The organism is Bacillus sp. JJ1609 (genome assembly GCF_036967045.1).
GTDB lineage: Bacteria > Bacillota > Bacilli > Bacillales > Cytobacillaceae > Mesobacillus.
The window spans coordinates 13401-34206 of the sequence record NZ_JBALSS010000001.1 but is presented as its reverse complement, the minus strand read 5'-3'; the positions used below and the strand labels follow the sequence as shown (position 1 = coordinate 34206).

Genomic DNA, 20806 nt, shown 5'->3' with positions numbered 1-20806 from the left:
TTTAAATGTTTTTACCTGAAGTACTGTTCCAGTATAGGGGACTCCCTATTTTAAAAAGGTATAGAGTCTATTACAAAGGTGAGTGCTACTATGAGTTATGTTGTAGAAATGTTAAATATCCGGAAAGAGTTTCCGGGTATCGTAGCCAACGATAATGTCACCCTTACACTTAAAAAAGGGGAAATACATGCACTATTAGGGGAAAACGGTGCAGGGAAATCAACCTTGATGGGTGTTTTATTCGGAATGTATCAGCCTGAAAGAGGCGTCGTGAAAGTGAATGGGAAAGAAGTGCGTATTACGAATCCCAATGTTGCTAACCGCTTAGGGATTGGGATGGTGCACCAGCATTTTAAATTGGTTGAAAATTTTACCGTTACAGAAAATATCATATTGGGCAGCGAGCCACTTAAAGGTATGGTACTTGATATCGATAAAGCAGCTAAGAGAATTGAAGAATTGTCAAAGCATTATGGATTGAATGTAGATCCTCACGCTAAAATTGAAGATATTTCAGTAGGTATGCAACAAAGGGTAGAAATTTTAAAAATGCTTTACCGTGAAGCGGATGTCTTGATATTGGATGAACCAACAGCAGTTCTTACTCCATCGGAAATCGATGAATTGATGAAGATTATGCGCAATCTTATTAAAGAAGGAAAGTCTATCATAATTATCACTCATAAACTGAAAGAAATTAAAGCAGTAGCTGATCGCTGTACGGTTATTCGCCGTGGGAAAGGAATCGGCACTGTCAATGTGGCTGAAGCAAGTGAGGCAAGCCTTGCAGAAATGATGGTAGGCCGTCATGTTTCATTCAAAGTGGATAAGAAAGAAAGTACTCCTGGAGAGGTAGTACTAAAAATAGATTCTCTATCTGTGAAAAACAATCGAAAAGTAATGGGTCTTAAAGATTTTTCACTTGAAGTTAGAGCAGGTGAAATTGTAGGGATCGCAGGTGTTGAAGGCAATGGCCAGACAGAACTTGTTGAGGCGATAACAGGATTAAGGAAGGCTGAGTCGGGCACAGTCCTCGTAAGCGGCCAGGAAATCACAAACCTCCCTATTCGCGAGAGACTTGAAAAAGGAATGAGCCATATCCCTGAAGACAGGCATAAACGCGGGCTTGTACTAGACTATACTTTAGAATCAAACATGGTATTGCAAATATACAATAAACAGCCTTTCTCAAAGTATGGAATCTTAAACCCAACAGCAATGAAAACGTATGCGCAAAACATCCTGACGAATTTTGATGTGCGTTCTGGTGAGGGTGCTGCTTCAATTGCAAGGACTCTATCAGGTGGTAACCAGCAGAAAGCCATTATCGGCAGGGAGCTGGAATTGGATCCTAAGCTTTTGATTGCGGTTCAACCAACACGTGGTCTGGACGTAGGGTCAATTGAATACATCCATAAGAGAATCATTGAACATCGAGATAAAGGAAACGCAGTATTATTGATTTCATTAGAGCTCGATGAAGTATTACAGTTATCGGACCGTATTGCCATTGTTAACAATGGAGAACTCGTAGGTACTGTAATCGCTGCTGAAACGAATGAAAATGAAGTTGGTCTAATGATGGCAGGCGTGGCTAAGGAGAGAATCATATGAGAAATACCATCGTATCATTAATTTCCATTATTTTAGGACTGGTAGCCGGAGGAATCCTGATGCTTTTCATCAGCAGCAACCCGATTGAAGGATACTCCTATTTGCTGCAAGGTGCTCTGAAAAATCTTGAGCGTATCGGGAATACTCTTGCTACTGCTACTCCTTTGATTTTCACTGGACTTTCCGTTGCTTTTGCTTTTCGTACAGGTCTTTTTAATATCGGTGCATCAGGCCAAATGCTGATCGGCGGATTGCTGGCTTCAGCGGTAGGATTAACGTATGATCTGTCTAGACCAGTTCTGCTCCTTGTCATGGTCATTGTTGGTATGATTGGTGGAGCATTATGGGCATTCATACCTGGATTGCTTAAGGCAAAGTTTAACGTTCACGAGGTAGTTTCAACGATCATGATGAACTGGATTGCCTACTGGACAATCTATTATGTCATTCCTGCTTATTTTAAGGGTGAATTCCTAGAAACTGAATCTAAGAAATTAGCAGATACAGCTACTCTGAGAGCTCCATTCTTAACAGAAATGTTTGATGGATCTTACATTAACCTGGGTTTGTTCCTTGCAGTTATTGTTGTCATCATCATTTCGTTTATCATTAATAAAACAACTTTAGGTTTTGAGCTTAAGGCTGTTGGTTTCAACAGGCATGCTGCTGAATATGCGGGAATGAAGGTGAATCGCAATATCATTTTATCAATGCTGATTTCCGGGGCGCTTGCTGGCCTTGGCGGTGTTGCATTATATACTGGTAATGCATCAAGTATCCAAATCGGGATTCTTCCTGCGCAAGGATATGACGGCATTGCAGTAGCTCTTCTTGGTGCTAATAATCCAATTGGTGTATTCTTTGCCGCTGTCTTATTCGGAATTCTTTACTCAGGTACAGGCTTTATGAATGCCATGACTGAAATCCCGCCTGAATTGGCGAATACGATCATCGCGATCATTATTTATTTTGCTGCAACAAGTGTAATGATTGAGCGTTTGATGAACAAATTCATGAAGAATAGATCACATAAAAAAGAAAAAAGTGGTCCTGTAGTCGAGAAGGGAGATTCCTAAGATGTGGTCAATTATAGAACAAATATTTCCTTACGCGATTATCTTTACAATTCCTCTTCTTATTACTGCCTTAGGCGGACTTTTCAGCGAAAGAAGCGGTATTGTTAATATTGCCCTTGAAGGTTTAATGGTCATTGGTGCTTTTTCTGGCGCTCTTTCGATTCATTATATGAGTGAGGTAATTGATAACAACACATTGGTTCTTTGGCTGGGATTGCTTGCTGCCGTTGTGGCAGGGGTGCTCTTTTCTCTGCTTCATGCTTTTGCAAGTATAAATTTAAATGCAAACCAGATAATAAGTGGTACTGCGATCAACTTGATCGCGACTGCGCTCACGATTTTCCTGGCAAGGAATATCACAGGAAGTGGAAACATCCGAATCACGAGCGGCTTTTCACCGTCAAATATTCCTTTCCTTTCTGATATTCCAATTATCGGTGATTTATTTTTCACAAAGACATATCCGACTACATGGTTTGTCTTGCTGATTTTATTCGTAAGTTCATTCGTTTTATATAAGACAAGATTTGGTCTTCGTTTAAGATCATGTGGTGAATTTCCTCAGGCTGCAGAAGCTGCTGGGATCAACGTTAGAAGAGTCCGATACAGTGGCGTACTAATCTCTGGAGCGTTTGCCGGATTGGGCGGCGCATTGATCATCGTTACCTATGCAGGTGAATTCACTGGAACGGTTTCAGGCCTTGGCTTCCTTGCACTAGCGTCACTGATCTTTGGACAGTGGAAACCTTTTGGTGTGTTGGCTGCCACATTCTTCTTTGGCTTTGCAAGTACAATTGCCAACGTATCACAGGTAATTCCGGAATTGGCTGTCATTCCGCCAATCCTATTGAAGATTTTCCCTTATGTGGTCACATTGATCGCTTTAGTCATTTTCTCAAAATCATCACAGGCACCAAAGGCTGTTGGTGAAACATTTGATAGTGGAAAACGTTAATTTCTATTGCGATATATTCAAAGTGGAAAGAGGTACCTGTATCCCAGGTGCCTCTTTTTTTAAGGAGTGGAAAGATTACTTTAATTAAATGGAATCTACCCAAATAAAGAAGTTTTGAACATATTATTTTTAGAAACTATCAATCTACTATGATAAAATAAAGGGAAAAGTTGGTTAAAAATAACAGCAGTAAGAGGTTATATTAAATGAAACTTTCCTTATATATGGATGACCGTGAAACGGAGAAAATCTTTTCATATTTACGCTGGATCTTCCTGGTTGTTGGTCTGCTTGTTTTTTATTTCCCACCGCTTGCAGACAGACTTAATTTTACCAAAGAAACTTTTCCATTACTGCTGCTGGTTGGCTTTGTATACATGGCAGCAGCTCAGATTGCTCTAATAAAAATTGGACCCGAAAACCAGTACCTCAACGTGCTCGCAAAAGCAGGAATCTTATTCGATTATGTTGCACTTATGTGGCTGTTAGTCCTGACTAATGGAGTCATGTCCCCGCTTTTTCCAATCGCCTATTTGCTTGTAATGCATGCGACGATTTACTGGAGGACAAAGGGAGCAATCATCTCATCGGCTGCCTTGACAGTTGGTTATTCTTTCTTATACATGGCCCAGTCCCAACATTAGTTTTTCACGACCTTTGTATTTATCCTTAATTTATTTTTTATATGGGTAGTTGGAGTTTTCGGGTCACTGATTGTAATAAGGGAAAGAATGCACCTTAGGCAAAAGGAAATTTTTCATGAACTGATGTTCACTGATTATTTAACAGGATTGTACAATCATCGTCATTTTCAGGAACAATTAAGACTCCTTACCTCATCGCGACAAAAATTCATGCTTGTAATGGGGGATATTGATCATTTTAAACAGGTTAATGACCAATACGGCCATTTAACCGGTGATGAAATTCTGAAGAGAATAGGTGAGTTGTTCGAGGGCATTGCCGAAAAGCATGATGCACAGGCCTTTCGATATGGAGGAGAAGAATTCGCTTTTCTGTTGCCGGAATTGAGTGAAACACAGCGAATTAGCTTTTTTGATGACATTTATTCTACTCTTGATACAACTAATTTCAGTGACGAATGCATATCTGTCACAATGAGTTTCGGCATCGCATCTTCAAAAGATCAGGAATTACCCGATAAGCTTCTCGGATACGCTGATCAGCTATTGTACAGTGCAAAGGCGGCTGGCAAGAATCAAGTGAAGTTTGAGACAGGATACACATATTTTTATTCAGAAACAAATGTTGAAATCGCAGCCGCAACGCAATAATAAGCTTCCCACAGGGGAGCTTTTTCTGTATTTGACAAGCACGTATCATAGCCTCTTTGGCTATTGCTTGAATTAGACAAAACGTGAAAGGTATAGTTAGAGTATATTTATAGGAATATTAATTATAGGCATCACAACGTATACATAAATAAGATAAATGTTTTGTTTGCTCGAAAAAGTAAAGAAGAGTAGTTTTAAGGCTTTTAATGGTGTTATAAATAAAGGAGGATTTCTATGGCTGTCATTTCAGAATCAATCAAGGATATGAAAGGCTACAAGCTCCATGTAGTAAAAACAGAAAAGTTCAAGACTAATACAATCGTCTGGAAGATGAAATCACCGCTCACAAGCGAAGACGTTACCAAGCGGGCTTTGTTGCCATATGTGCTGCAAAGCAGCTCTAAAGCATATCCAACAACATCAAAGCTTCGATCTTATTTAGATGAGCTCTATGGCGCAAATTTATATGTAGACGTTTCAAAAAAGGGTGAGTATCAGGTGATTAGCTTCTCACTTGAAATTGCCAATGAAAAATTCTTAAGTGACCCTGAACCTTTGCTGAAAAAGGGTATGGAACTAATAGCTGAGATCCTAGTAAATCCACTCGCGGAAAATGGAGCATTTGAAAAAGAAACCGTCGAAAAGGAAAAGCGGACACTAAAGCAGCGTATCCAGGCAGTTTATGATGATAAAATGAGATACTCCAATTTCAGGCTAGTTCAGGAAATGTGCGCAGGGGAGCCATATGCACTCCATGTTAATGGAGAAATAGCTGATATTGCAGAAATTAATGAGCAAAATCTTTATTCTTACTACAAGAAGGCGTTTGCTGAGGATGAGCTTGACCTGTTTATCATCGGTGATGTTAATGAAGACGAGGTACAATCCATTGCTGAAAACCTGCTGAAGTTTGAACAGCGCATACCGAAGATAGTTGAACCAGTACCGTCAGCAAATGTAGAAGAAAAAACAGTAAAAGAAAAAGAAGATGTAAAACAAGGTAAATTAAATATCGGCTATAGAACCAATATCCTCTATGGTGATCACGATTACTATGCCCTGCAGGTGTTCAATGGAATTTTCGGTGGCTTTTCACATTCCAAGCTGTTTTTAAACGTAAGGGAAAAAAATAGCTTGGCATACTATGTAGCAAGCCGCCTTGAGAGCCACAAAGGACTGATGATGGTGATGTCGGGGATCGAGTTCAATAATTTTGAATTGGCAGTGAAAATCATCCGAGAACAAATGCAGGCTATGCAAGCTGGTGATTTCACCGAACAGGAAATAGAGCAGACAAAAGCCGTCATTGAGAACCAGATGCTTGAAACACTGGATACAGCGAGAGGGATGGTAGAAGTTCTTTATCACAATGTCGTTTCAGAACAAAATGTCAACCTGGATGACTGGCTGACAGGAATGGGCAAAACGACGAAGGAAGAAATCGTTGAAGTAGCCAATAAAGTGAAAATGGATACCATCTACTTCTTAACTGGATTGGAGGCGGATAAATAATGGATAAGATTATTTTTGAACAGCTTCAGGAAGAGATGTATTACGAGAAACTGGATAACGGACTGGATGTATATATACTTCCTAAAAAGGGCTTCAATAAAACGTATGCAACATTCACGACTAAATATGGTTCAATCGATAATCATTTCCAGCCGCCAGAAAAAGACGAGTTCGTCAAGGTACCGGATGGTATTGCGCATTTTTTAGAGCATAAATTATTTGAAAAGGAAGATGGGGACGTATTCCAGCAATTCAGTAAGCAAGGTGCATCTGCAAATGCTTTCACTTCTTTTACAAGAACAGCTTATTTGTTTTCAAGTACCTCAAACGTGGAAAAGAACTTGGAGACTCTGATTGATTTTGTTCAAGAGCCCTATTTTACCGAAAAGACCGTTGAAAAGGAAAAGGGAATTATCGGCCAGGAAATCACGATGTATGACGATAACCCTGACTGGAGACTGTATTTCGGGTTGATTCAGAATATGTATAAAAATCACCCTGTCAGCATCGATATTGCAGGCACGATTGAGTCCATCTCCCATATTACGAAGGATATGCTGTATGAATGCTATGAAACCTTCTACCACCCAAGCAATATGCTGCTGTTTGTTGTCGGTCCGGTAAGCCCTGATGAAACCATGAGCATGATCAAGGATAACCAGAGCAGGAAAGAATACAAAAACAAACCTGAAATTAAACGTAAATTTGATGAAGAGCAGACTGAAGTCGCAGAAAAGAAACAGGTTCTTAAGATGAATGTCCAAACATCGAAGTGCCTTGTTGGAATTAAGGCTGCAAATCCGACCCAGTCTGGGAAAGACATGCTTAAATATGAACTATCAACCAATGTATTGCTCGACATTTTATTTGGCAAGAGCTCGGAAAACTATACTGAATTATATGGTTCAGGACTGATTGATGATACCTTCTCCTTTGACTACTCGCAGGAGTACGGATTCGGCTTTGCGATGGTCGGAGGCGACACGAACGAACCTGACCTGCTTGCTGAAAAGCTTGAAGGAATGCTAATGGAAGCAAAAGCGGGTAATCATTTGACAGCAGATAGTCTCGAAAGGACGAAGAAGAAAAAAATTGGTGCATTTCTACGTGCAGTTAACTCGCCTGAGTATATAGCCAATCAGTTTACCCGCTATGCATTTAATGAGATGGATTTGTTCGATGTTGTTCCCGTGCTAGAAAGTCTTACATTGGACGATATTAAGCAAGCTGCGGATAGCTTGATTGCAGAAGAGCGTTTAACCGTATGCCAGGTCATTCCCAAGGAGAAATAAAAGCTTGTTTCAGAAATAATGGAAGAGCATAATAGTTACTATGTATGCGCCGGTGCTTTCCGGCGCATTTTCCATTAGAGAATTTTGAGAGGAACATGAAAATGAAAAAGTTCGCATTAATCACTGGTGCAAGCGGCGGGCTTGGGCAGGCCATTGCGTTAATCCTTGCAGAAGCTGGTTTTTCGCTTTACCTACATTACAATAAAAATGAAAAAGGCATTCAAACAGTTCTTGAGCAGCTTCGAAAATTTGGAGGTGAATATATCCCTATCCAAGCAGATTTAGCTTCTAAAACTGGATATCTTGATGTAGCAAGAAATGTTTTTTCTTTGGATGCTATTGTACATAATGCAGGGAATGCTGTGTATGGATTGCTTGAGGAACTGGATGAAAAAGAAGCGGAGCAGCTGATTCAAATTCACGTTACATCTCCGCTGCTGCTGACAAAATTGTTAATACCTAAATTGGTTCAGAAAAAAAGTGGGAGCATCGTTATGGTGTCTTCTATTTGGGGACAGACAGGAGCGGCTTGTGAAGTAGCCTATTCAATGGTAAAGGGAGCACAGATTTCTTTTGCAAAAGCATTGAGCAAAGAGCTGGCACCCTCCGGTATTAGAGTGAACGCTGTTGCCCCGGGAGTGATATCAACCCCGATACTGAGTGACTTTACAGCAGATGAGATTGATGCTATAGCGGATGAAATTCCAGCCGGAAGACTTGGAGTACCTCGTGAAGTGGCAGAGAGTGTTGAATTCCTGCTATCAGAAAAGTCTTCCTACATAACAGGCCAAGTACTTGCTGTTAATGGAGGCTGGCACACATAAAAAGATTTTGTGACAAATTTTCAAAAGGTCCAGCTTGATGAATAATAAACGTCTTACGTATGCAAAATAACCTTGTACTATTTTAGACAAGGAGGTTGTCAATATGTCCGTACTGGATAATTGGAATCAATGGAAGGATTTCTTGGGAGATCGTCTTAACCAGGCTGACGACCAAGGAATGAACAAAGAAGTCATGGGCGACCTTGCCTACCAAATAGGGGACTATCTTGCTAAGAATGTGGATCCAAAGAATGAGCAAGAAAGAGTTCTTTCAGACCTTTGGTCAGTAGCAAGCCCTGATGAACAGCATGCTATTGCGACAATGATGGTAAAGCTTGTACAAAACAACGGAACCAAGTAATATAAGCTTGGTATTGAGAGAGGGGAGTATGAATTCCTCTCTTTTTTTATTGTTTAGGAAATTCTAAAATAATAAACTTTTGGATAAGTATATGTATTTATCTTAATCCTGCTCCAGCGCCTAGCCCCTCGGGTCATAAGCCGGCAAAGGAGCATTCTCGATGAAGCATGTGCTCCAATGGCTAACGCCACGTCGCAAGGCTGCAAGGAAGTAATGCAAGCAGCAGCCTCGCTGTGGTGGCTGGGGAACTGCCTCCTCGCGGTTCGTCTTATGCCTGTCGGGGCTGACCAAGGCGCTTGCGCTTTTTGTTATTGGCTCTGAGGAAGTTTATTCAAAGTTCTCTAATGACATTCTGCCTTGCTCAGGAGATGCTGTACTTTAAGGGTGTAACGAGATACGGGGCATTAAGTTGGGAATCCATCAAAAGGCAAATAAGCTTTTAAAATTGGCTTGTTTTTCCTTTCATCTTCAACCAAAATCATATATTATAGAAGCTAGATATTTCATGTCAAAATGTGTCGCAAACAAATATCGGAATAGCAGAGGGGGGCAATGATGGATAAAAAAGAATGGTACTTGGAATATGAGATTGTAATCAACCGTCCAGGACTGCTTGGCGATATTTCTTCTTTGCTTGGGATGCTGTCAATTAACATTGTCACAATCAATGGGGTGGATGAAGGTAGACGGGGCTTGTTGATGCTTGCTAAAGACGATGACCAAATTGAGCGATTAGAGTCAATTTTAAATACAATGGATACAATAAGAGTAATCAAGATACGAGAGCCAAAGCTGCGCGACCGAATGGCCGTCAGGCACGGACGATATATCCAGCGGGATGCAGATGATAAAAAAACATTCCGGTTTGTAAGGAGTGAGCTTGGACTCCTCGTTGATTTTATGGCAGAATTGTTTAAGCAGGACGGACATAAGCTGATAGGAATCCGTGGGATGCCGCGAGTCGGCAAAACAGAATCTGTTGTTGCTTCAAGCGTCTGTGCGAATAAAAGATGGCTTTTTGTTTCTTCTACACTTTTGAAACAGACCATTCGCAATCAATTGATTGAAGATGAATACAACGCTGAGAACTTATTTATCATTGACGGGATTGTTTCCACAAGAAGGGCTAATGAACGTCATTGGCAGCTAGTCAGGGAAATCATGCGGCTTCCAGCGGTAAAAGTAGTGGAACATCCAGATATTTTCGTGCAAAATACTGAATACACATTGGATGATTTTGATTATATTATTGAGCTTCGCAATGATCCGAACGAAGAAATTGTTTACGATATGGTGCAGAAAAACCACATGTTTACTGATTCTGATTTTGGAGGATTTGATTTTTAACAGTATTGGAAGGTGTTATCGTGACTGAGTTAGGAAATATTTTAAAAGAAGCACGTGAAGCAAAAGGCCTCAGCCTGGACGAGTTGCAGTCCATCACGAAAATACAAAAGCGCTACCTTATTGGCATCGAAGACGGGAATTATTCCATGATGCCGGGTAAATTTTATGTCCGCGCCTTTATCAAACAGTATGCTGAAGCGGTAGGGATTGACCCAGACCCGTTGTTCGAGCAGTATAAGAACGAGATTCCCAATACATACCACGAAGAGCTTCCTGAGCAGCTTTCCCGAGTCCAGTCGAGGAAAAGCATCTCACCAGACACCTCTAAAATTTTTGATGTACTTCCAAAAATTTTAATTGGGGTATTCATTATCGGTGCCACCGCATTAATTTGGTATCTGATTGTCCAGAATGCTGGTGATGAAGCGAAGGAGCCTGCAACAACTGATAAAGGGAAGCCTGCGCTCGAGGAATCAGAAAAAATTGCTGATGAGGGCGACGGTACTGATGAAGGCGATCAAGCAGGAGATACTGAGGAAGAGCCTGCAGAAGAGGAAAAAGCACCAGAAGAAACGCCTGCACAACAACTTACTGTGGTTTCAAATAGTGGAAGTAATACAACTTACGAAGTAAAGAATACAGATAAGTTTGTAGTTAAGATTGTTTCATTGGGCCAGACATGGGTCGGGGTTTCAAATGGGACAGGCAAGTCTGTTTTCCAGGAAACATTGGTTAAAGGGAAGAATGAGAGTAAGACAGCTGATCTCACCAATGACACTCAGGCAATTATTAATGTCGGCTACGCACCAGCTACAGAAATTTATGTGAATGACCAAAAGCTGGAGTATGCGGTATCCCCGGAAAAAGACATGACACAGAAGATCACAATCAACTTTGTAAAATAAGCCACTTAGCTGAACCTAAAGTATGTTTAAAAGGCCCGTATGGACTTATGTTTATACGGGCTAAAATTATAATGGATAGTAATCTTTTTTACATATTGCATAATAAAGTGGAAGGCAGTCTTCTGTACTTCGCTATTTTCATCTTGGAGGATAAAGAATATGAACTTGCCTAATAAAATTACGATTTCACGGATTTTTCTTATACCGGTATTTCTAATCGTGATGATGGTACCATTTTCGTGGGGGGAAATTTCTCTGCTTGGTACAACAATGCCGGTTACCCATCTAATTGGTGCACTTATTTATATTTTTGCATCAGTTACTGACTGGGTTGACGGTTATATAGCCAGAAAGCACAATCTTGTCACTAATCTTGGGAAATTTTTGGACCCGCTGGCAGATAAGCTCCTTGTATCTTCTGCTCTTATCGTATTAGTTGAGCTTGGATATGCACCAGCTTGGATTGTTATTGTGATCATCAGCAGGGAATTTGCCGTTACTGGCCTTCGCCTTCTCCTTGCAGGAGGCGGTGAGGTTGTAGCAGCTAAAATGCCTGGAAAAATAAAGATGTGGGCCCAAACTGTCGCCATCTCTGCACTGCTGCTGCACAACATCATATTTGAAGCTTTTTCGATTCCATTTGCGGACATTGCATTATGGGTAGCGATGTTCTTTACAATTTGGTCTGGATGGGACTATTTCGCCAAAAATAAGGATATTTTCACGAACTCAAAATAATGGCAGCCACTGGGGGAGTTTGGAGATGAATGCTGAAATTATTGCGGTAGGATCGGAATTGCTTCTGGGACAAATCGTCAATACAAATGCTAGATTTCTGTCACGGCAACTAGCTGATCTTGGCATAAATGTTTTCTATCATACCGTTGTGGGTGATAACCCCGACAGGCTAGAACAAGCCATGAAAGTTGCTCAGGAACGTGCCGAGTTCATCCTGTTCACTGGAGGACTTGGACCTACCAAGGATGATCTTACAAAAGATACGATTGCTGCACAGCTCGGGAAACAGCTTGTAATGGATGAAGAAGCAATGGTTTCAATCGAGCATTATTTTAAAAAGACAAACAGGGCAATGACAGAAAACAATCGAAGGCAAGCACTAGTGATTGAGGGATCCATTATATTGAAGAATGATAATGGAATGGCTCCAGGAATGTTTCTATCAACTGAGAAGCACAAATACATGCTCCTCCCTGGCCCCCCATCCGAGATGGAACCAATGTTCACAAAATATGGACAGGAAGCGATTGCCGGCATGTATGGCAGGCAGGCAAAAATCGAGTCCAGGGTGCTCCGTTTCTTTGGAATTGGCGAGGCGGCACTTGAAGCTAAGATTGAGGACCTAATAGATGCCCAGAGCAATCCGACGATTGCACCTTTAGCAGGGGACAGCGAAGTGACATTACGGCTCACCGCAAGAGATGGTTCTTCAGAAACAGCTCAAACGCTTATTGATAGAGTTGAAGCTGATATTATGGCACGTGTTGGCGAATTTTTTTATGGCTATGACGAAACTTCACTTATGACTGAACTTTCGAAGCTTCTAAAGGAAAAAGATCTGACTTTAACAGCAGCTGAGAGTTTGACAGGAGGCATGTTTCAGCAGGAGGTTACTTCCATTCCAGGTGTGAGCAGCATATACAAAGGTGGGATCGTTTGCTACTCAAATGAGGCTAAGATTAAATTAGTGAACGTTAATCCTGAAACCATTGAAAAATATGGAGCTGTTAGCGGCGAATGTGCTAAGGAACTGGCAGTTAACACAGCTGTACTCCTAAACGCAGACATTGGAATCAGTTTTACAGGCGTTGCAGGTCCAGATGAATTAGAAGGCCACCCTGCAGGAACTGTATTTATCGGAATATCGATAAAGGGCCAGCCAGTATATGCCGAAAAATTTAATCTGGGCGGATCCAGGAAGGCAATCAGAACGCGTGCCGTAAAGTATGGCTGCTTTTTATTGCTTAATAGATTGGCAGGGACACGGAAGCGATGAGCTCCGTGTTTTTTTTTGCAAGAAATAGACAGATTCCTTTTGAAAATGGCTTTTTCATGGGTTTGACTCTATAGAAATTAGTTAAAACATAGAATAAAAATCACTTTTATCAGATTTTTGTTTATGAAAAAAAACGAATAAATGTTCGACTTTTTAATGGACAAACAGTTGTGAAAAAGGTATAGTAATAGTAGGCATTAAATAAGAGATTTGTGGACAGGCAGAATGCCAGTTCGTTTTTATATAAAAGGAGGAAAATTGAGTGAGTGATCGTCAAGCTGCACTAGATATGGCGTTAAAACAAATTGAGAAGCAATTTGGTAAAGGCTCAGTTATGAAATTGGGAGAGAAGACAGACACTAAGATTTCAACTTCTCCAAGTGGCTCGCTTGCATTGGATGTTGCTCTAGGAATAGGCGGATATCCACGCGGACGTGTTATCGAAATATACGGACCAGAAAGTTCAGGTAAAACAACAGTTGCGCTTCATGCGATTGCAGAAGTACAGGCTAACGGCGGACAAGCTGCGTTTATTGATGCAGAACATGCTCTTGATCCTGTATATGCTCAAAAGCTTGGTGTTAATATCGATGAACTTCTTCTTTCACAGCCAGATACTGGTGAACAGGCTTTAGAAATTGCTGAAGCACTTGTTCGAAGCGGAGCAATTGATATTATCGTTATTGACTCTGTTGCTGCACTTGTACCAAAGGCTGAAATTGAAGGGGAGATGGGTGATTCTCACGTAGGTCTTCAAGCTCGTTTGATGTCTCAGGCTTTGCGTAAGCTGTCTGGTGCTATCAATAAATCTAAGACTCTTGCCATTTTCATTAACCAGATTCGTGAAAAAGTCGGTGTAATGTTCGGTAACCCTGAAACAACGCCTGGTGGACGCGCATTAAAGTTCTATTCAAGTGTACGTCTAGAAGTACGCCGTGCTGAAACATTGAAGCAGGGAAATGAAATGGTAGGTAACAAAACAAAGATTAAGGTTGTTAAGAACAAGGTTGCTCCTCCGTTCCGTACGGCTGAAGTTGATATCATGTACGGTGAAGGAATCTCTAAAGAGGGCGAGATCATCGATATTGGCTCAGAACTCGATATCGTCCAAAAGAGCGGTTCATGGTATTCTTATAATGAAGAACGTCTTGGACAGGGAAGGGAAAACGCAAAGATTTTCCTTAAAGAGAACCCATCCATCCGCCTTGAAATCCAGAAAAAGATCCGGGATCACTACGGACTTGATGGAGAATTTACCGTAACTGAAAGTGATGAAGACCAGGAAGAACTTGAACTGGATTAGAACTCTAGCTTGAAAATTAACACAAGGTCTCCTGTAACCAGGAGGCCTTGTTTGGTTAATTTTTAAATAAAAATTAGAAAAAAAAGAATAATGAATAAAAAGGTTTCAAATCCTTGGGGGACAAACCCTTGACAATAAAATTTAGCAGCTTTACAATTAAAAATGTATATTTTACATTTTCATGGTATTAAAAACGTTTAAAAGCATTAGAGCTGTATGTTGATGCTTGAAACAATGTACATGCCGACACTTTAAAAAACGTAACACAAGTTCATAGCAAGAGGAGGTGAAAATGATGGATCCTATTATTTTGATCATCTCCATTTTGCTTGGCCTATTCGTCGGTGCAGTTGTTGGCTATTTTTATCGTAAATCCGTTGCGGAAGCAAAAGTTGCAGGTGCCAGAAACGCTGCTGAGCAGATTATTGAAGATGCGAAGCGCGAAGCAGAGGCTATGAAAAAAGAAGCCCTGCTAGAGGCTAAGGATGAAAATCACAAGCTGCGCACTGAAGCAGAGCGTGAAATTCGTGAGCGAAGAAATGAACTGCAAAAACAAGAAAATCGTTTATTGCAAAAAGAGGAGAATCTTGACCGTAAAGATGAGACGTTGAATAAACGGGAAAATCTTTTAGAGAAAAAAGATGACGCTCTTTCCAAAAGACAACAGCATATTGAAGAGATGGAAAGCAAAGTGGACGAGATGGTACGAAATCAGCAGGCTGAACTTGAACGCATCTCGGGCTTAACGCGTGATGAGGCTAAATCCATCATTTTGGAACGAACTGAGCAAGAACTTGCTCACGACATTGCACTAATGATTAAGGAAAACGAAAACAGGGCGAAAGAGGAATCCGATAAAAAAGCGAAAGAAGTTCTTTCACTTGCCATCCAAAGATGCGCAGCTGACCATGTTGCTGAAACAACTGTGTCAGTCGTAAACCTTCCGAATGATGAAATGAAGGGACGCATTATCGGCCGTGAGGGACGGAATATCCGTACCCTGGAAACGTTAACGGGAATTGACCTCATAATTGATGACACTCCGGAAGCAGTAATCCTTTCCGGTTTTGATCCAATCAGACGTGAAACAGCCCGTTTAGCTCTTGACAAGTTAGTTCAGGACGGACGTATTCATCCGGCTCGAATTGAGGAAATGGTTGAAAAGGCACGCCGTGAAGTGGATGAGCACATCCGTGAGGTTGGGGAACAAACAACCTTCGAGGTGGGCGTTCACGGACTGCATCCAGACTTAATCAAAATTCTTGGCCGTTTGAAGTATCGAACCAGCTACGGACAGAATGTTCTAAAGCATTCAATGGAAGTAGCACAATTGTCCGGCTTGCTTGCTGCTGAGTTAGGTGAAGATGAGACATTAGCTCGCCGTGCAGGACTCCTGCATGACATTGGAAAGGCGATCGACCATGAAGTAGAAGGAAGCCACGTAGAAATCGGTGTGGAACTTGCTACTAAGTATAAGGAGCATCCTGTTGTCATCAATAGTATTGCTTCTCACCATGGCGATACTGAGCCAACTTCGGTCATTGCAGTACTCGTTGCTGCTGCTGATGCATTGTCAGCTGCAAGGCCTGGTGCCCGCAGCGAAGCGCTTGAAAACTACATTAGACGCCTTGAAAGATTGGAAGAGATTTCTGAATCATATGAGGGAGTCGAAAAGTCGTTTGCAATTCAAGCAGGCAGAGAAATCAGGATTATGGTTAGACCTGATCAAATTGATGATTTGCAGGCTCACCGCCTGGCTCGTGATATCCGTAAGAAAATCGAGGAAGAGCTCGATTATCCAGGTCATATCAAGGTCACAGTCATCCGTGAGACTCGGGCAGTTGAATACGCAAAATAAAGCGGTGCTATTGCACCGCTTTTTTTAATGGATGATGATGTTAGGTTAATATACGCGCACCTATAGATTTTCTTATAGATATGTGAGTATGATACAATTTGATTTATACAGCTAAATTTGAGACAGGAAAGGGAATTTTGATGCGGATTTTATTTGTGGGAGACGTAGTAGGTTCTCCAGGACGAGATATGGTAACCGAATACCTGCCAAAGTTGAAAGAAAAATATCGGCCGACAGTGACGATCATCAATGGTGAAAATGCGGCCAGCGGAAAAGGGATAACTGAAAAGATTTATCGTCAATTTCTTGAACAGGGAGCCCAGGCTGTAACGCTTGGAAACCATGCCTGGGATAACCGTGAAATTTTTGAATTTATTGATAATGCGAAATATCTCGTCAGACCTGCCAATTTCCCTGAAGAAGTACCAGGAAAGGGCATTGTATACTTAAAGATAAATCAGGAAGAGCTTGCGATTATCAATTTACAGGGCAGAACCTTTTTAACTCCGATTGATTGTCCATTTAAAAAGGCAGATGAATTGATTGCAGAAGCAAGGAAAAGAACGCCTCTGATTTTTGTGGATTTCCACGCAGAGGCAACAAGTGAGAAGCAAGCAATGGGCTGGTACCTTGACGGTAAAGTATCAGCGGTCGTAGGAACGCATACTCATGTCCAGACAGCGGACCAAAGGATTCTGCCTAATGGTACAGCGTTTTTATCTGATGTGGGCATGACGGGTCCATATGACGGCATATTAGGCGTTGAGAAAGAAGCCGTCCTCAGAAGGTTTTTGACGAGCCTGCCGACGAGGTTTGAGGTCGCGAAGGACGGTCGGTCTCAACTATCTGCTGTTTTGATTGACCTTGACAAGAAAACAGGCAAGGCAGTGAAGATTCAAACTATCCTTGTCAATGATGACCATCCATTCTATACGTAATCAAAAGATCCTATTTTCAAGGCTTTCTCCGCAGTTTTTTTATTGCGGGTCATATGTAGGCTTCCTCCTGAATATAGTAGCAGTGGAACAAACAAACCTGGATGTCCACTTATGGCATTCAGGATCGGGACAATATAAGGAGGAGCCAGGAATGGAAATATTAAAAGTTTCAGCAAAATCTAATCCTAATTCTGTAGCTGGTGCGCTTGCTGGAGTACTGCGTGAAAGAGGCGGCGCAGAAATCCAGGCGATTGGAGCGGGTGCATTAAATCAGGCCGTAAAGGCAGTAGCGATCGCAAGAGGGTTCGTAGCACCTAGCGGCGTCGATCTAATTTGCATCCCGGCATTTACTGATATCCTGATTGACGGCGAAGAGCGTACTGCAATCAAACTGATCGTAGAACCTAGGTAACTCTGGTGCAAGTCCGCCATAAAGATAGAATGTGGGTTTTAAAGAATCTATATGGTTCAGATCATCTGCCTGTTTGCTTTTGCAAGCAGGTTTTTTTCGTTTTATGCCGTATTATCAATAAGAATAGGAGGAGTCCATATGAAAATATTTGATGCTCACTGTGATGTTTTATATAAGTTATTTATGAATCCAGACCTCGAATTCGGCAGCTCTAAGGAGTTGCAGGTAAATCTGGAGCAGTTGATCACCTCAAAGACCAAAGTTCAGCTCTTTGCCATCTATGTCCCGGAGTCGGTCCATCCTGATTTGAAATTTCAGGCGACACTTAGGATGGTGGACTTATTTTACGAGAAGGTTCTCTCGCCCTATCCGCAGATGAAGCTGGTAAAAAGTAAAGAGGATATACGTGAGCTGGGAGAAAATGAAATAGGGGCGATGCTGACGCTTGAGGGATGCGACGCAATTGGACAGGATTTGTTGAAATTGCGAACACTGCTGAGGCTGGGAGTCAGAGCAGTGGGGTTAACCTGGAATTATGGGAATTATGTTGCTGACGGTGCGCTGGAAGAACGAGGAGCAGGCCTTTCAAGGTTCGGCAAGCAGGTGATAAAGGTGTTGAACGAAACAAATACAGCTTGCGATGTATCCCATCTATCAGAGCGGGGATTCTGGGATGTAATCGAAACCAGCAGGCATATGTTTGCTTCACATTCCAATTGTCATTCTCTTTGTCCCCATCCGCGAAACCTGCGGAGTGACCAGATAAAGGCATTGATAGAACGGGACTCAGTAATGGGCATTACATTTGTGCCGGAATTTTTATCAGGGACTAAGCTGGCCGTATTAGATGATGTACTTCGTCACCTGGAATACGTATGCTCAATAGGAGGAGAGAACCATGTAGGATTTGGCTCTGACTTTGACGGTACTGAATTTTCGGTGAAAAAGCTAGCTGGAAACAATCAATACGAAAACTTATGGAATGAATTGCAAAAATACTATTCTGATATACAAGTAAAGAAGTTTTTATTTTCAAATATGGCAGAGAGACTGCCATGGGGAAATGGCAAAATCCAATAGCAGCAAGGGTTTTGATTGCTTTTAAGCTAAAAGCGGCAGGCAATAAACTTATAATATTTTAATAAATAAAAAAATATTCATATTTTCGTCAATATTTCCTTATAAAGGGTTGCTTTTTTTTTCACATAGGTCTAGAATTGTAAGCGTTTAGTACCATCCTTTTGCTAGATTTCAGATGCGATTTTGTTTGAAAACCGTTAATTCTAGTGAATGACTAGGAAAAGTGCTACACTTAATAACGAAGCGTTTTTACATATTTTTTTACGTATCTAAAGGGGTGTAAGAGATGATCAATCAACTTTCATGGAAAGTTGGCGGACAGCAGGGAGAAGGAATTGAATCTACCGGGGAAATTTTCTCTATTGCATTGAACCGTCTAGGCTACTACTTGTATGGGTACCGTCACTTTTCATCACGTATCAAAGGCGGACATACAAATAATAAGATTCGAGTAAGCACTACAGAGGTTCGATCTATTTCTGACGATTTAGATATTCTTGTAGCTTTCGATCAGGAAACAATCGATGTAAACTACAAAGAATTGCATGAGAATGGCGTAATTATTGCTGATGCTAAGTTTGACCCAAAGAAGCCAGAGGATATTAAAGCTGCGATGTATGCGGTTCCATTTACGGAAATGGCTACTGAACTGGGAACATCTCTTATGAAAAACATGGTTGCCATCGGTGCGACTAGTGCTATTTTAGACTTAGATATCCAAGTTTTTGAAGAAGTCGTCCAGGAAATCTTCGGACGCAAAGGACAACAAGTTGTCGATAAAAATATGGAAGCCATCAAAGCTGGCTACGAATATACGAAACAACAATTAGGCGATTCCGAAACTATGCAGCTTGAAAAAGCGGATGGTCAAAAACGCCTATTTATGATTGGGAACGATGCAATCGCACTTGGTGCTGTGGCAGCAGGCTGCCGTTTCATGGCTGCATACCCAATCACACCTGCATCAGAAATCATGGAATATTTGATCAAGAAACTTCCTGCTCTAGGCGGAACAGTTATCCAGACAGAAGATGAAATTGCGGCTGTTACGATGACAATTGGCGCAAACTATGGCGGTGTACGTGCGCTTACAGCTTCTGCAGGTCCTGGTCTTTCATTGAAGATGGAAGCAATCGGTCTTTCAGGTATCACTGAAACACCGCTTGTCATTGTTGACACTCAGCGTGGTGGCCCATCAACAGGTCTTCCTACTAAACAGGAACAATCAGATCTTATGGCAATGATTTATGGAACTCACGGTGAGATTCCTAAGATTGTTATGGCTCCAAGTACTGTACAGGAAGCTTTCTACGATGCAGCTGAAGCTTTTAACCTTGCAGAAGAATACCAGTGCCCGGTTATTGTGCTGACTGACCTTCAGTTATCATTAGGAAAGCAGACTGTTGAACCGCTTGAATTTGATAAAGTTGAAATCCGCCGTGGTAAATTAGCTACTGAGGCACTTCCTGAAATTGATGACAAGGGTTACTTTAAGCGTTATGAAGTGACTGAAGATGGTGTATCACCACGTGTCGTTCCAGGAATGAAGAACGGCATCCACCATGTAACTGGTGTGGAGCATGACGAAACTGGAAAACCTTCAGAATCTGCTGCGAACCGTATTGCCCAGATGGATAAGCGCTTCCGCAAGATTAGCAATCTGAAGTTCAATACGCCAATCCATACAAACGCTCCTCATGAGGAAGCGGATCTATTGATCGTAGGTTTCAACTCTACACGTGGTGCGATTGAAGAAGCAATGGGAAGACTTGAGAAGGATGGTTTGAAAGTAAACCACGCACATGTGCGCCTAATCCATCCGTTCCCAGCTGATGAAATGATGCAGCTTGTTAAATCTGCAAAGAAGGTTGCAGTTATTGAAAATAATGCAACAGGACAGCTGGCAAACATTATGAAGATGAACGTGGGAAGTCATGAGAAGATCACCAAGATCCTCAAGTATGACGGAAATCCATTCTTGCCGCAGGAAGTCCACACAAAATGCAAGGAGTTGTTCTAG

The 20806-nt window shown here is 41.5% G+C and carries 19 protein-coding genes; all 19 read left to right on the top strand.

Annotated features, from left to right (window positions below; genetic code table 11):
- Positions 1–90: 90 nt before the first annotated feature.
- The 19 genes from V7654_RS00170 to V7654_RS00080 all read left to right on the top strand — a co-directional run bounded on the left by V7654_RS00170 (position 91) and on the right by V7654_RS00080 (position 20806).
- Entirely contained in the window at positions 91–1614 is a 1524-nt protein-coding gene (locus tag V7654_RS00170; RefSeq protein ID WP_335427525.1) for an ABC transporter ATP-binding protein, read from the top strand.
- Entirely contained in the window at positions 1611–2690 is a 1080-nt protein-coding gene (locus V7654_RS00165; RefSeq protein WP_335427523.1) for an ABC transporter permease, read from the top strand. The genes V7654_RS00170 and V7654_RS00165 overlap by 4 nt, the downstream gene beginning before the upstream one ends.
- Position 2691: 1 nt before the next feature.
- A complete protein-coding gene (locus V7654_RS00160; RefSeq protein ID WP_335427521.1) occupies positions 2692–3645 on the top strand; it encodes an ABC transporter permease in 954 nt (317 codons plus the stop codon).
- Positions 3646–3851: 206 nt separating this feature from the next.
- The gene (locus V7654_RS00155; RefSeq protein ID WP_335427519.1) at positions 3852–4289 is read left to right on the top strand and encodes a hypothetical protein; all 438 of its coding nucleotides are present in this window, start codon (positions 3852–3854) and stop codon (positions 4287–4289) included.
- An 87-nt stretch (positions 4290–4376) separates the two neighbouring features.
- Entirely contained in the window at positions 4377–4940 is a 564-nt protein-coding gene (locus V7654_RS00150) for a GGDEF domain-containing protein (protein WP_335427517.1), read from the top strand.
- A gap of 234 nt (positions 4941–5174) precedes the next feature.
- Positions 5175–6452, top strand: coding sequence for an EF-P 5-aminopentanol modification-associated protein YfmF (yfmF, locus tag V7654_RS00145; RefSeq protein WP_335427516.1), 1278 nt, complete (start codon positions 5175–5177; stop codon positions 6450–6452).
- A complete protein-coding gene (gene yfmH / locus V7654_RS00140; RefSeq protein WP_335427514.1) occupies positions 6452–7744 on the top strand; it encodes an EF-P 5-aminopentanol modification-associated protein YfmH in 1293 nt (430 codons plus the stop codon). The genes yfmF and yfmH overlap by 1 nt, the downstream gene beginning before the upstream one ends.
- Positions 7745–7845: 101 nt before the next feature.
- Entirely contained in the window at positions 7846–8568 is a 723-nt protein-coding gene (ymfI, locus tag V7654_RS00135) for an elongation factor P 5-aminopentanone reductase (RefSeq protein ID WP_335427512.1), read from the top strand.
- A 103-nt stretch (positions 8569–8671) separates the two neighbouring features.
- Entirely contained in the window at positions 8672–8929 is a 258-nt protein-coding gene (locus V7654_RS00130) for a DUF3243 domain-containing protein (protein ID WP_335374917.1), read from the top strand.
- A 555-nt stretch (positions 8930–9484) separates the two neighbouring features.
- Complete coding sequence (locus V7654_RS00125; protein WP_335427511.1) at positions 9485–10276, top strand: DUF3388 domain-containing protein; 792 nt, start codon at positions 9485–9487, stop codon at positions 10274–10276.
- A gap of 20 nt (positions 10277–10296) precedes the next feature.
- Complete coding sequence (locus V7654_RS00120; RefSeq protein WP_335427509.1) at positions 10297–11181, top strand: helix-turn-helix domain-containing protein; 885 nt, start codon at positions 10297–10299, stop codon at positions 11179–11181.
- Between the two features lie 159 nt (positions 11182–11340).
- The gene (gene pgsA, locus V7654_RS00115) at positions 11341–11919 is read left to right on the top strand and encodes a CDP-diacylglycerol--glycerol-3-phosphate 3-phosphatidyltransferase (protein WP_335427508.1); all 579 of its coding nucleotides are present in this window, start codon (positions 11341–11343) and stop codon (positions 11917–11919) included.
- 25 nt (positions 11920–11944) lie between these two features.
- Positions 11945–13195, top strand: a complete 1251-nt coding sequence (locus V7654_RS00110) for a competence/damage-inducible protein A (RefSeq protein WP_335427507.1) — start codon at positions 11945–11947, stop codon at positions 13193–13195.
- Positions 13196–13457: 262 nt separating this feature from the next.
- A complete protein-coding gene (gene recA, locus V7654_RS00105; RefSeq protein ID WP_335427506.1) occupies positions 13458–14498 on the top strand; it encodes a recombinase RecA in 1041 nt (346 codons plus the stop codon).
- 295 nt (positions 14499–14793) lie between these two features.
- Positions 14794–16356, top strand: a complete 1563-nt coding sequence (rny, locus tag V7654_RS00100) for a ribonuclease Y (protein ID WP_335427504.1) — start codon at positions 14794–14796, stop codon at positions 16354–16356.
- A 140-nt stretch (positions 16357–16496) separates the two neighbouring features.
- Entirely contained in the window at positions 16497–17294 is a 798-nt protein-coding gene (locus V7654_RS00095; RefSeq protein WP_335427501.1) for a TIGR00282 family metallophosphoesterase, read from the top strand.
- A 151-nt stretch (positions 17295–17445) separates the two neighbouring features.
- Positions 17446–17706: a stage V sporulation protein SpoVS gene (gene spoVS / locus V7654_RS00090; protein ID WP_010193268.1), complete on the top strand. Its 261-nt coding sequence runs from the start codon at positions 17446–17448 to the stop codon at positions 17704–17706.
- A gap of 138 nt (positions 17707–17844) precedes the next feature.
- Positions 17845–18786 (top strand): dipeptidase, encoded by a 942-nt coding sequence (locus V7654_RS00085; protein WP_335427499.1) that lies wholly within the window; start codon positions 17845–17847, stop codon positions 18784–18786.
- A 286-nt stretch (positions 18787–19072) separates the two neighbouring features.
- Positions 19073–20806, top strand: a complete 1734-nt coding sequence (locus V7654_RS00080; protein ID WP_335427498.1) for a 2-oxoacid:acceptor oxidoreductase subunit alpha — start codon at positions 19073–19075, stop codon at positions 20804–20806.

Excerpts from the sequence above, each read along its gene's own strand:
- V7654_RS00170 (WP_335427525.1), top strand. The coding sequence starts at position 91 with ATGAGTTATGTTGTAGAAATGTTAAATATCCGGAAAGAGTTTCCGGGT.
- V7654_RS00165 (WP_335427523.1), top strand. The coding sequence starts at position 1,611 with ATGAGAAATACCATCGTATCATTAATTTCCATTATTTTAGGACTGGTA.
- V7654_RS00160 (WP_335427521.1), top strand. The coding sequence starts at position 2,692 with ATGTGGTCAATTATAGAACAAATATTTCCTTACGCGATTATCTTTACA.
- V7654_RS00155 (WP_335427519.1), top strand. The coding sequence starts at position 3,852 with ATGAAACTTTCCTTATATATGGATGACCGTGAAACGGAGAAAATCTTT.
- V7654_RS00150 (WP_335427517.1), top strand. The coding sequence starts at position 4,377 with ATGCACCTTAGGCAAAAGGAAATTTTTCATGAACTGATGTTCACTGAT.
- yfmF (WP_335427516.1), top strand. The coding sequence starts at position 5,175 with ATGGCTGTCATTTCAGAATCAATCAAGGATATGAAAGGCTACAAGCTC.
- yfmH (WP_335427514.1), top strand. The coding sequence starts at position 6,452 with ATGGATAAGATTATTTTTGAACAGCTTCAGGAAGAGATGTATTACGAG.
- ymfI (WP_335427512.1), top strand. The coding sequence starts at position 7,846 with ATGAAAAAGTTCGCATTAATCACTGGTGCAAGCGGCGGGCTTGGGCAG.
- V7654_RS00130 (WP_335374917.1), top strand. The coding sequence starts at position 8,672 with ATGTCCGTACTGGATAATTGGAATCAATGGAAGGATTTCTTGGGAGAT.
- V7654_RS00125 (WP_335427511.1), top strand. The coding sequence starts at position 9,485 with ATGGATAAAAAAGAATGGTACTTGGAATATGAGATTGTAATCAACCGT.
- pgsA (WP_335427508.1), top strand. The coding sequence starts at position 11,341 with ATGAACTTGCCTAATAAAATTACGATTTCACGGATTTTTCTTATACCG.
- V7654_RS00110 (WP_335427507.1), top strand. The coding sequence starts at position 11,945 with ATGAATGCTGAAATTATTGCGGTAGGATCGGAATTGCTTCTGGGACAA.
- rny (WP_335427504.1), top strand. The coding sequence starts at position 14,794 with ATGGATCCTATTATTTTGATCATCTCCATTTTGCTTGGCCTATTCGTC.
- V7654_RS00095 (WP_335427501.1), top strand. The coding sequence starts at position 16,497 with ATGCGGATTTTATTTGTGGGAGACGTAGTAGGTTCTCCAGGACGAGAT.
- spoVS (WP_010193268.1), top strand. The coding sequence starts at position 17,446 with ATGGAAATATTAAAAGTTTCAGCAAAATCTAATCCTAATTCTGTAGCT.
- V7654_RS00085 (WP_335427499.1), top strand. The coding sequence starts at position 17,845 with ATGAAAATATTTGATGCTCACTGTGATGTTTTATATAAGTTATTTATG.
- V7654_RS00080 (WP_335427498.1), top strand. The coding sequence starts at position 19,073 with ATGATCAATCAACTTTCATGGAAAGTTGGCGGACAGCAGGGAGAAGGA.